The 11715-nt window shown below is 62.1% G+C and carries 9 protein-coding genes; 4 read left to right on the plus strand and 5 right to left on the minus strand.

Annotated elements, in window-relative coordinates; genetic code table 11:
* Positions 1 to 64 precede the first annotated feature (64 nt).
* Entirely contained in the window at positions 65 to 589 is a 525-nt protein-coding gene (locus J4E63_RS06970; protein WP_207281463.1) for a DUF6586 family protein, read from the plus strand.
* A 106-nt stretch (positions 590 to 695) separates the two neighbouring features.
* Positions 696 to 929 (plus strand): hypothetical protein, encoded by a 234-nt coding sequence (locus tag J4E63_RS06975; protein WP_003183419.1) that lies wholly within the window; start codon positions 696 to 698, stop codon positions 927 to 929.
* 71 nt (positions 930 to 1000) lie between these two features.
* On the opposite strand, the gene sulA is transcribed toward J4E63_RS06975, so the two are convergent.
* Both sulA and lexA read right to left on the minus strand, forming a co-directional pair.
* The gene (sulA, locus tag J4E63_RS06980; RefSeq protein WP_060738408.1) at positions 1001 to 1474 is read right to left on the minus strand and encodes an SOS-induced cell division inhibitor SulA; all 474 of its coding nucleotides are present in this window, start codon (positions 1472 to 1474) and stop codon (positions 1001 to 1003) included.
* Positions 1475 to 1484: 10 nt separating this feature from the next.
* Positions 1485 to 2093, minus strand: coding sequence for a transcriptional repressor LexA (gene lexA / locus J4E63_RS06985; protein WP_207281464.1), 609 nt, complete (start codon positions 2091 to 2093; stop codon positions 1485 to 1487).
* 241 nt (positions 2094 to 2334) lie between these two features.
* Between lexA and J4E63_RS06990 the strand changes: the two genes are divergently transcribed.
* Positions 2335 to 3042 (plus strand): TetR/AcrR family transcriptional regulator, encoded by a 708-nt coding sequence (locus J4E63_RS06990; RefSeq protein WP_013692622.1) that lies wholly within the window; start codon positions 2335 to 2337, stop codon positions 3040 to 3042.
* Positions 3043 to 3225: 183 nt separating this feature from the next.
* Complete coding sequence (gene nagZ, locus J4E63_RS06995) at positions 3226 to 4224, plus strand: beta-N-acetylhexosaminidase (protein ID WP_207282460.1); 999 nt, start codon at positions 3226 to 3228, stop codon at positions 4222 to 4224.
* Positions 4225 to 4945: 721 nt separating this feature from the next.
* Here the strand turns inward: nagZ and J4E63_RS07000 are convergent.
* Genes J4E63_RS07000 through mfd form a run of 3 tightly spaced genes read right to left on the minus strand, consistent with a single transcriptional unit; the run spans position 4946 to position 11677 of the window.
* Positions 4946 to 7639 carry a DEAD/DEAH box helicase gene (locus J4E63_RS07000; protein ID WP_060738406.1) on the minus strand — a complete coding sequence of 898 codons (2694 nt, stop codon included), beginning with the start codon at positions 7637 to 7639 and terminating at the stop codon, positions 4946 to 4948.
* An 11-nt stretch (positions 7640 to 7650) separates the two neighbouring features.
* Positions 7651 to 8217, minus strand: a complete 567-nt coding sequence (locus J4E63_RS07005) for a CsiV family protein (RefSeq protein ID WP_060738405.1) — start codon at positions 8215 to 8217, stop codon at positions 7651 to 7653.
* 10 nt (positions 8218 to 8227) lie between these two features.
* A complete protein-coding gene (gene mfd / locus J4E63_RS07010; protein WP_207281465.1) occupies positions 8228 to 11677 on the minus strand; it encodes a transcription-repair coupling factor in 3450 nt (1149 codons plus the stop codon).
* Positions 11678 to 11715 lie beyond the last annotated feature (38 nt).

Genomic DNA, 11715 nt, shown 5'->3' on the forward strand with positions numbered 1-11715 from the left:
CTCGGTTGATCCACGACACTGTCGCACTTGCGTGAAGCTTTCATTTCGTTGGGGAGATGCCGCCATGGCCCACGAACTCTATACCCGCACCAATCAGAAAATCTATTTCGCCGGCCTGTCGCTCGAAGCACTCAGCAGGGCCGAGGACGGGCGTGCGATGAATTCCCCGGCGCTGCTCCAGGCAGGGCGTGAGTCCGCGCTGTTTCACCTGTACGGTGCATTGTTGGGGTTGTGCCATGAAATCGCCGGTTTCTATCGCCTGCCACAAGCGAATGCCCCGCGAGCCGAGCTGCTGTTGACCCGCGAAGTGCTGGAAACCATCGCGATTCCGGAGCTGGCCGAAATGGTCGAGTTGGCGCATAACCCGGAAACCTGGCTTGCGAAGTTATTGGCGGCCCATGCGGCGCTGTTCGAGCCGCCCCGGGCCCCGCGCAAGCCCAAGGGGGACGTGACCCAACCGTTGATCGTGGCGGTCAATCTGGATGAGCAAGACCCGGAGCAGGAGCTGAGCCGGGAGGAACTGGAGAGCTGGCGCCAGAACCTCAAGAGCCTGGCGATACGCTTTCGTGAAGGGTTGAGCGAGTGCTGAGTTTCTCCTCGGCCCGTTACGTTCGTTGATAACGCTTGGTCAAGATCCCGAGCGGAGCCTGGCCGATGACTATATAATCCTCGCCTTTCGTGGAGAACAGACTTTTATGCCTACGTCCTTTCTAGAAATTGTCGAACTTCCTGATGGCCGCATCGAGCTGCGCAGGGCCGAGGACGAGGGTTCTCTGGTTACCTTGAACTTCTCCGAAGATGCCAAGGTATTCCTCCAGGGCCAACACGTCGAAGTCGCCAAGGCGATGCTGAGCGTGGGCGTCCAGATGGCAGGTCGCCTGGTTGAAGGCGAATTCAACAAGGAAGAGGGACCGCGGGTTCTTCACTGATCCCGTCTGTCGGCTTTTTTGAATAGTGTGGCTGGTCGGCTTCTCTACTTTGGAGAAGCCCCGCGTTTGTCTTAGCCCAATCGAATATTCAGGCTTTGTGCGTCCCCGGTGCGGGCGGCGCTGATCAACTGTTGCCGTGCGGCCGTGGTCAATGGGTTGAGCCAGCTGACCACGGTGTGGCTACGGCCCAGGCGCAGGGCCTCGCAAGTCAACTGTTGGGCGCTTTGGGTGCCTCGCGGCTGCAGCAACAGGATGCGCTCACGGTTCAGGCCGGCGTCCCGCAGCCAGGCCTGGGTAACGCTGGCCGGTGGGGCGATCAGCGTCAACCAGCGAGCATCCTGGTCCTGGCTGAGTTCTCGCAGAATCGGCGCCAGCAGGTTCAGGCAGTTTCCGGCCGCACCACGTAACGACAGTTCGCTGAAGGCCTCGGGTTCGACGCCCCAGGGCGATTCGATGACCTCTTTCAGGACTGGAACCAGCGGTTGGGCCATGAATGCCTCGAACAGCGGAAGTTGTGTGTGTTGTGGTGTGTGAGGGAACTGCATAAAGCCTCCTTTAGCGGCGAATGACGCCGACGCTCAAACCTTCGATGACCAGGTCCTGATCTTTCAGGTTCACTTCGATGGGGGCGAACTCCGGGTTCTCGGCAATGAGCCAGACCTTGCTGCCGTCGCGCTTGAAGCGCTTGACGGTCACCTCGTCGCCGATTCGCGCCACCACGATCTGGCCATTGCGGGCTTCGCGGGTGGTGTGGACGGCCAGGAGGTCACCGTCGAAGATGCCGATGTCCTTCATGCTCATGCCGTGTACACGAAGCAGGTAATCGGCCCGGGGATGAAAGAACGAAGGGTTGATGTTGCAGGATTCCTCGACGTGCTGCTGGGCAAGGATCGGTGCGCCCGCCGCGACCCGGCCGATGATCGGCAGGCTGGTTTCGTCGGCCTTGGCTTCGAAACCGGGGATACGAATGCCACGGGATGCGCCCGGGGTCATTTCGATTGCGCCCTTGCGCGCCAGCGCCTTGAGATGTTCTTCAGCGGCGTTGGGCGACTTGAAACCCAGTTCCTGGGCGATTTCCGCACGGGTCGGCGGGTAGCCGTTGTCTTCGAGGCAGCGTTTGATGAAGGCCAGAATCTCTGCTTGGCGTGGCGTCAGCTTTAGCATATTGATCGCTCTGTCTTTTTATACAGTGACTGGGATTATATACAGTGAACGCCACTTGGCAATCCTCCTTTTTCCACAGGCCGCTGGACGGTCGGTCGGGTTGTTGGATGGGGCAGGGCTACCCCTTGTGAAAAGGTGTGGTTAAATACGTGACCGGGCGTTCGCAAAACGCCCCGGCAGGCTTGACAACCCCTAGGCTGAAACGTATGTTTCAAACAAGTGTTTGTCAGGCGGAGTAACCATGGCCCAGTCGGAAACCGTTGAACGCATTCTCGATGCTGCCGAGCAGTTGTTCGCGGAAAAAGGTTTCGCCGAAACCTCATTGCGTCTGATCACCAGCAAGGCCGGGGTCAACCTGGCGGCGGTGAATTATCACTTCGGCTCGAAAAAGGCCTTGATCCAAGCGGTCTTCTCGCGCTTCCTCGGGCCTTTCTGCCTCAGCCTCGATCGTGAACTGGAGCGGCGCCAGGCCAAGCCTGACGTCAAGCCTACCCTGGAAGAGCTGCTGGAAATCCTGGTCGAGCAAGCCCTTGTCGTGCAACCGCGCAGCGGTAACGACCTGTCCATTTTCATGCGCCTGCTGGGCCTGGCCTTCAGCCAGAGCCAGGGCCACCTGCGGCGTTACCTGGAAGACATGTACGGCAAGGTGTTCCGTCGCTATATGCTGTTGGTCAACGAAGCCGCACCGCGCATCCCGCCCATCGAGTTGTTCTGGCGAGTGCACTTCATGCTCGGCGCCGCCGCGTTCAGCATGTCCGGGATCAAGGCGCTGCGGGCCATCGCTGAAACCGATTTTGGCGTGAACACCTCGATCGAGCAGGTGATGCGCCTGATGGTGCCGTTCCTGGCGGCCGGCATGCGTGCCGAAAGCGGCGTCACCGATGAGGCCATGGCGGCCGCGCAACTGCGTCCACGCAGCAAATCGACGCCGGCGCTGGCCAAGGCTTGAGTGCACGGGTGGGCGCGGCTGCCCACATCCGCTAAGCTAGCCGCCCATGCCGACTCTCGTTTCGAACCCGTTCCATTCTTTAGTGCATGACCGCGACCTGCCGGGCCTTGGGCCTGGCAGTTTGCTCATGCCTGTGTCACTGCGCGGGTTCATCGTTATTAAGGAAATGCTATGACTGCTGGCCTGCAAGGCTCGTTGATGGTGGACGTCGCCGGTACCTGGCTGACGGCCGAAGATCGCCACCTGTTGCGCCAGCCAGAAGTAGGCGGCCTGATCATTTTTGCCCGCAATATCGAGCATCCGCGGCAAGTGCGCGAGCTGAGCGCGTCGATCCGCGCCATTCGTCCTGATCTTCTATTGGCTGTGGACCAGGAAGGTGGCCGCGTTCAGCGGCTGCGCCAGGGCTTTGTGCGGTTGCCGGCGATGCGGGCGATAGCCGACAACCCGAACGCCGAATACCTGGCCGAGCAGTGCGGCTGGATCATGGCCACCGAAGTGTTGGCGGTCGGTCTCGACTTGAGTTTTGCCCCGGTGCTGGATCTCGACTACCAGCGCAGCGCCGTCGTCGGCAGTCGTTCCTTCGAAGGCGACCCCGAGCGCGCGGCGTTGCTGGCCGGTGCCTTCATCCGTGGCATGAGCTCCGCCGGCATGGCCGCCACCGGCAAGCACTTCCCGGGGCATGGCTGGGCCGAGGCCGATTCCCATGTGGCGATTCCGACCGATGAACGCAGCCTCGAACAGATTCGGGCCAACGACCTGGTACCGTTTGCCAGGCTGAGCAAGCAACTGGCCGCCGTGATGCCGGCCCATGTCATCTATCCGCAGGTTGACGCCAATCCAGCCGGGTTTTCCCGCCGCTGGTTGCAGGACATCCTGCGCGGCGAGTTGCAATTCGAGGGCGTGATCTTCAGTGATGATCTGTCGATGGCCGGTGCGCATGTGGTCGGTGATGCCGCCAGTCGTATCGAGGCGGCGTTGACGGCGGGTTGCGACATGGGGCTGGTGTGTAATGATCGCGCCGCCGCGGAGTTGGCCTTGAGCGCTGCCCAACGCCTGAAGGTCAAGCCTTCGGCGCGGATCGCCCGTATGCGCGGCCAGGCCTATGCTTCAACGGAATATCGCCAGGACCCTCGCTGGCTGGCGGCGCTCGGCGCGCTGAGGGCTGCCCAGCTGATTGATTAGCGCTGAGCAATGTGGGAGCTCGGCTCCCACATTGGAAGTGTGGTGGGCCAGGTTATGTGAACACCACAACTCCCCTGTGGGAGCCGAGCTTGCTCGCGATGACGGCAGTACAGTCAACATCCGCGCCCGCTGAACCACCGCTATCGCGAGCAAGCTCGCTCCCACATTGGAAGTGTGGTGGGCCAGGTTATGTGAACACCGCAACTCCCCTGTGGGAGCCGAGCTTGCTCGCGATGACGGCAGTACAGTCAACATCCGCGCCCGCTGAACCACCGCTATCGCGAGCAAGCTCGCTCCCACATTGGAAGTGTGGTGGGCCAGGTTATGTGAACACCGCAACTCCCCTGTGGGAGCCGAGCTTGCTCGCGATGACGGCAGTACAGTCAACATCCGCGCCCGCTGAACCACCGCTATCGCGAGCAAGCTCGCTCCCACATTGGAAGTGTGGTGGACTCAGGTTATATGAACACCGCCTCTCCCCTGTGGGAGCCGCGCTTGCTCGCGATGACGGCAGTACAGTCAACATCCGCGCCCGCTGAACCACCGCCATCGCGAGCAAGCTCGCTCCCACATTGGAAGTGTGGTGGGCCAGGTTATGTGAACACCACAACTCCCCTGTGGGAGCCGCGCTTGCTCGCGATGACGGCAGTGCAGTCAACATCCGCGCCTGCTGAACCACCGCCATCGCGAGCAAGCTAGGCTCCCACAGGAATTGAGGGGGTCAGCGCTTTTCCAGTTTGTCCGGCAACGGCGCGAACAACGCCTCGATATCGTCGCTCTGCAATTTCCAATCTCCGGCCACGCGTCCGTCCAGCACGCCGGCCGCGAGGTCGGACTTTTCCTTTTGCAGCAACTGGATCTTCTCTTCCACCGTGCCTCGGGCTATCAGCTTGTAGACGAACACCGGCTTCTCCTGGCCGATGCGGTAGGCTCGGTCGGTCGCCTGGTTTTCGGTGGCCGGGTTCCACCACGGGTCGTAGTGAATCACCGTGTCGGCCTCGGTCAGGTTCAGGCCTACACCACCGGCCTTCAGGCTGATCAGAAAGATCTGACGCTTGCCACTCTGGAATTCCTTGACGGGCGTGCGACGGTCCCGGGTCTGGCCGGTCAGGATGGCGTAATCGACGCCGCGTTTCTTCAGCTCATCTTCAATCAGCGCCAACATGGACGTGAACTGGGAGAACAGCAGCACCCGACGGCCTTCTTCAAACAGCTCGTCGAGCATTTCCATCAGGCTGTCGAGCTTGCCCGAGGTGCTGCCTCGGGCGGGCAGGGTGGCGTCGTTGATCAGGCGCAGGTCGCAACACACCTGGCGCAGCTTGAGCAGCGCCTCAAGAATGATGATCTGGCTGCGGGCCACGCCTTTGCGCGTGATCTCGTCGCGGACCTTCTTGTCCATCGCCAGGCGCATGGTTTCGTAGACGTCGCGCTGGGCATCGCTGAGTTCGACCCAATGGATGATCTCGGTCTTGGGCGGCAGCTCGGTCGCCACTTGTTCCTTGGTCCGGCGCAGCAGGAAGGGTTTTATCCGACCGTTGAGGTGCTGCAGTCGTACATCGCTGCCGCGCTTTTCGATCGGTACGCGGTAATCGCGGTTGAAACTCTTGACGTCCCCGAGCCAGCCCGGCAGCAGGAAGTGAAACAACGACCACAATTCGCCCAGGTGGTTTTCCAGGGGCGTACCGGACAGGCACAGCCGCTGGCGGGCGTTCAGCTCGCGGGCGGCCTGGGCGGCTTTGCTGGTGGGGTTCTTGATGTACTGGGCTTCATCGAGGATCAGCACGTGCAATGGCTGCGCGGCCAGGCGCTCGACATCCTTGGGTAGCAAGGCATAGGTGGTGAGGACCAGGTCGTAATCGGCCAGTCGTTCGAAATGTTTTTTGCGCCCGGCGCCATACAGGGCCAGTACCTTGAGTTGCGGCGTGAAGTGAGCGGCCTCGTCGAGCCAGTTGGGGATCAGGCTGGTGGGCATCACCACCATGCACGGGCGATCGAGGCGCCCGGCGTTTTTTTCGCTGAGAATGTGCGCCAGGGTCTGTAGGGTCTTGCCCAGGCCCATGTCGTCCGCGAGGATGCCGCCGACTTCCAGTTGTCGCAGTGATTGCATCCAGCTCAAGCCTTCGAGTTGATAAGGCCGTAGCGTCGCGTTCAGGCCTTCCGGCGCGGTGGTGGTGTAATCCTTGATATCCCGCAGGCGCTGGGCCAGGCCGCGAATGTGTTCGCCACCTTCCCAGGTCAGTGGCATGTCCTGCAGCGGGTTCAGGCGCAAGGCGTCCGCGCTGTTGAGGCGCAGTTTGGTGGTGCCGGGTTCTTGCAGGTAGAACTCGCCCAGGGTCGCCAGCACCGGTTTCAGGCGGCCATAGGGCAGGGCCACCTGCTGCGGGCCGAACTCCGAGTTCGGACGGTTGGGCAGGTTGACCAGAATCAGTTCATCGTCCCGACGCCTGGCCAAGCGTTCCGGGTTGAACAACTCGATGTGCGAGCGCATCAGGTTCAACAGGATCGGCAGCAGGCTCAGGCGCTCGCCGTTAACGATGATCCCCAGTTCCAGGTCGAACCAATCCCGTTCCGGTGTTTCCTCGACCGTGGCGTACCATTCGTCCACGGCCGTCAGGTCGAAGCCGAAGTCCTCGTCGATCTGCAATTCCCAGCCCTGGGTGCGCAGTTTCGGCAGGTCGTTGAGGGTGAACGTCAGCCAGGCGCTGTCGTTGACCATTTCGTACAGTTCGCCAGCGCTTTCCGGCAGGGCCTTGCTTTGTCGGGTCGCGACCTTGAAACCGAGGATTCGCAGCTGTTCGCGGTAGGACTGTTCCACATCGGTGTGGCGTTTTATCCGCAGCGTCTGGGTTTCCTGGCGAATCAGCACGTCGGTGTTGCGCTGGCCGCTGACGTACTCGTCCAGATAGCTGAAGGACAAGGCTGCGCGGTGCTGGATGTAGCGTTGCATCTTGCCGTTGCGTGGCTCGAAGGCGCTGAACTCGATACTGGCCAGCCACAGGCGCGGCACCGGTTGTATGTTGTCCACCAGCACTTGCGGTGGGGCCTTGGGGCTGCGGTTGTCCAGCACGGCCTGGAGTTTTTCCAGCAATTGCGCGTCTTTTTCGGCGGCCGGGTAGGCCAGGGTTTCCTGGACTTGCAGCAACACCGCCGCGCAGTGCTTGCAGTTGATGCGCACCGGGCAGGAGCACGCGGCTTCGAGCAGAATCAGCGCGCCCTTGGCTGACTCTTTAAGGCGAATGGTCTGACGGTAGACGTTGCCGCCAGAGCCTTCGCAACTGGCGGTGATGGTGCTGTCGCCGGCCTCGACGATCCTGACGCGGTTTTCCAGCGCATAACGGCGCCCGCGCTCCAGGCTCTGTTCCTTGAATCGATTGACCCAGGAAGGTGCCAGGGGTTTGCTCAGGGGCGAGGGCATAGGCGCGCCAATCAGTCCGGAATGACTTCAGGTGCCTGCCGTGGCGCGGGCGCGGTCAGCGAGGTGATCTTGATCAGCAGGCCGAGGTGGCCGTTATCGAGGAAATTCAGTTGGCCATTCTTGGTATGGCTCTGCTGTTTGAGGCGCTCGCTGGCAGTGACCAGGCCATTGGCGTCGATCTGGTTGATCCAGAAATCGGCATCCACGTCGGTGAAACGGCCCAGTTTCAGTTCCAGAGTGCCCTCGATGGGAAATTGCCCAAACTGTTCGGCACCATCGCTGATGGCGACTTTGCGGCCCTGTTCACCGAGGGTCTGCTGCCAGGCCTTGTGCATCAATACCGTGTATTGGCCGCTGGCGGTGAGTTTCTCGACGATGTTGCCCAGGGCCGGCGTGCGCTGGCTGTCCGCGCCCAGGCGTTGCGCGCCGGCGTCCCAGTCTTCCGGTGCGGCACGGCTGACAATCGCCGGTTCGGCGTTCTGGCGGACCAGAATCATTTCAACCTGATACAGGTCATCGGCAAACGCCAGGGGAGCGACCAGGGTCAACAGCAAGGTCAGTGAGCGAAACAGGCGCATGGGGCGTCCTTCAAGCAGTGGTCGGAGTGAGGCGCTCGAACAGCGCCTCTACGGTATTGAAACGCTCTTCCGCGCGTTCCATGGGCACCATGAATTTGAACATCGTGGCCCCTTCGAACTTGTAGCGTTTGGGCTGGCCTTGGATCAACTTGATCAGCACCAGTGGGTCGACCGGAGTCTGGGCTTCGAATTCGATCCGGCCGCCGTTGGGGCCGCCATCGACTTTCTTGATGCCCAGTTGCTCGGCCTTGAGCTTGAGCAGTGTGGTGCGCACCAGGTTCTTGGTCGGTTCCGGCAGCAGGCCGAAGCGGTCGATCATCTCCACCTGCAGGTCCTTGAGGCCTTCCTCGTCGCTGGCCGAGGCGATGCGTTTGTAGAGAATCAGCCGTGCGTGGACGTCCGGCAGGTAGTCTTCCGGGATCAGCGCCGGCACGCGCAGATTGATTTCCGGTCCGCCGCCCAGGGGTTGATCGAGGTTCGGCTGTTCGCCCTTGCGGATCGACTTGACCGCGCGTTCGAGCATTTCCATGTACAGGGTGAAGCCGACGGCCTGGATCTGGCCGCTCTGGCCGTCGCCGAGCAATTCGCCGGCGCCACGGATTTCCAGGTCGTTGGTGGCCAGCACGAAGCCGGCGCCGAGGTCCTGGGTGTTAGCGATGGCTTCCAGGCGCTTTTCCGCATCCGGGGTGATCTGCTGGCGCGGTGGCGTCAACAGATAGGCATAGGCCTGGTGGTGGCTACGACCGACCCGGCCGCGCAACTGGTGCAGTTGGGCCAGGCCGAATTTGTCGGCGCGCTCGATGATGATGGTGTTGGCGCTCGGTACGTCGATGCCCGTCTCGATGATGGTCGAGGCGATCAGCACGTTGAAACGCTTGTGGTAGAAGTCGCTCATCACCTGTTCGAGTTCACGTTCGCGCATCTGCCCGTGGCCGATGCCGATGCGCGCTTCCGGTACCAGCTCGGCCAGGTCGGCGGCGCATTTCTCGATGGTCTTCACGTCGTTGTGCAGGTAATAGACCTGGCCACCACGCAGCAGCTCACGCAGCAAGGCTTCCTTGACCGTGCTTTTGTTCTGCTCCATGACAAAGGTGCGCACCGACAGGCGTCGGGCCGGCGGCGTGGCGATGATCGACAGGTCGCGCATGCCCGAGACCGCCATGTTCAGCGTGCGGGGGATCGGCGTGGCGGTCAGCGTCAGGATGTCGACTTCGCTGCGCAGGGCCTTGAGCTGTTCTTTCTGGCGCACGCCAAAACGGTGTTCTTCGTCGATGATCACCAGCCCCAGGTTCTTGATCTTCACGTCGTCCTGCAGCAGCTTGTGCGTGCCGATGACGATGTCGATCTTGCCCTCGGCCAGTTCGGCCACGGCGGCGTTCACTTCCTTGGTGGATTTGAAGCGGCTCATCACTTCCACGGTCACTGGCCAGTCGGCGAAGCGGTCGCGGAAACTGTTGTAGTGCTGCTGGGCGAGCAGGGTGGTCGGGACCAGGATCGCCACCTGTTTGCCACCGTGCACGGCAATGAACGCGGCGCGCATCGCCACTTCGGTCTTGCCGAAGCCCACGTCGCCGCACACCAGTCGGTCCATGGGCTTGGGCGCGAGCATGTCGGCGCGCACGGCTTCGATGGTGGTCTGCTGGTCGACGGTTTCTTCGAACGGGAAACCGGCGCTGAAGGTTTCGTAGTCGGCTTTCGGATCGGCGAAGGCGTAGCCCTCGCGGGCGGCGCGACGGGCATAAATGTCCAGCAGTTCGGCGGCCACGTCGCGCACCTGTTCGGCCGCCTTGCGCTTGGCTTTCTGCCAGGTTTCCGAGCCCAGGCGATGCAGTGGAGCGAGGGCGTCGTCGCTGCCGGTGTAGCGGGCGATCAGGTGCAGGTTCGCCACCGGCACGTAGAGCTTGGCGCCCTCGGCGTATTCCAGGGTCAGGAACTCGGCGGCCTGGTTGTCGATTTCCAGTGTCGCCAGGCCCAGGTAGCGGCCCACGCCGTGGTCGATGTGCACCACCGGCGCGCCTTCGCGCAGCTCGGTGAGGTTCTTGATGACGGCGTCGTTGGCGGCGTCGGCGCGTTTCTCGCGACGGCGGCGCTGCATGACACGCTGGCCGAACAAAGGGCTTTCCGCCACCAGTGCCAGGGCCGGGTCATCCAGGACCAGGCCGTCGTTCAACGGCGCGATGGTGATCGCCAGGCGATCCTTGCCGGCGACGAAGTCCGGCCAACTGTCCACTGTCTTCGGCCGCAGCTTCAGGCGTTCGAGCAGTTCCAACAGCACTTCGCGACGCCCCGCGGATTCGGCGGTGAACAGGACGCGACCGGGGAATGCGTCGAGAAAGCTCGCCAGTGCCGCCAATGGCTGCGTGGCCTTGGCTTCGATGGCCAGGTCCGGCAACGCCTTGGCCGGGAAGCGTTCGCGGCCGACGCCGGTTTCCACGTCCTGCTGACTTGCCACCACCCGCGGCCAGCTCTTGAGGCGGGCAAAGCAGTCTTCCACCGGCAGGAACAGTTCGGCCGGCGGTAATAAAGGCCGGGAAGGATCGACGCGACGCTCTTCGTAGCGGTTGCGCACGTCGTTCCAGAAGTTTTCCGCCGCCTGCTCGATGCCCGGCAGGGAGAACACCTGGGTGTCCTGGGGCAGGTAATCGAACAGGGTGGAGGTTTCTTCGAAAAACAGCGGCAGGTAGTACTCGATACCGGCGGGGATGATCCCGCTGCTCAGGTCCTGGAAGATCGGGCAGCGGCGGAAATCCACATCGAAGCGCTCGCGAAAGCGCGCCTTGAAACGGGTCACGGCGTCTTTCTGCAGCGGGAATTCCTTGGCCGGCAACAGGCGGATCGACTGCACTTTGTCGATGGAGCGCTGGTTTTCCGGGTCGAAGGTGCGCAGGGTCTCGATTTCGTCATCGAACAGGTCGATGCGATAGGGCAGTTTGCTGCCCATCGGGAACAGGTCGATCAAGGCGCCACGCACCGCGAACTCGCCGTGCTCGTACACCGTGTCGACGCAACGATAGCCACTGGCCTCGAGGCGGGTGCGCATTTGCTCGACGTCGAGCTTCTGGCCGATGTCCAGCACCAGGCTGCTGCCGAGCAGGAATTGGGTCGGAGCCAGGCGATGTAGGGCCGTGGTGATCGGCACTACCAAAACGCCATGACTGAGCTCCGGCAGCCGATAAAGGCTGGCGATTCGCTGGGAAATGATGTCCTGGTGCGGTGAAAAAAGATCGTAGGGCAGGGTTTCCCAGTCCGGGAAATGCAAGACCGGCAAATCCGGAGCGAAAAAACTCAGCTCCTGTTCCAACCGTTCGGCGCTTTGGCTGTCGGCGGTCAGCAGCAGGGTAAAACGCTTTGCAGCGCTGGCAGCCTCGGCGATGGCCAGGCTGAGGGCGGCACCGGGCAGGTTGCCCCAGTGCTGTTTACCTGCCGCGGCAGGGAGAAGCGGAAGACGCAGAACGGGCACGGAAGATTGAGCTCCAGCATTGCGACAAAGTCGACAAT

Source organism: Pseudomonas sp. FW300-N2F2 (assembly GCF_017351655.1).
Classification (GTDB): domain Bacteria; phylum Pseudomonadota; class Gammaproteobacteria; order Pseudomonadales; family Pseudomonadaceae; genus Aquipseudomonas; species Aquipseudomonas fluorescens_AA.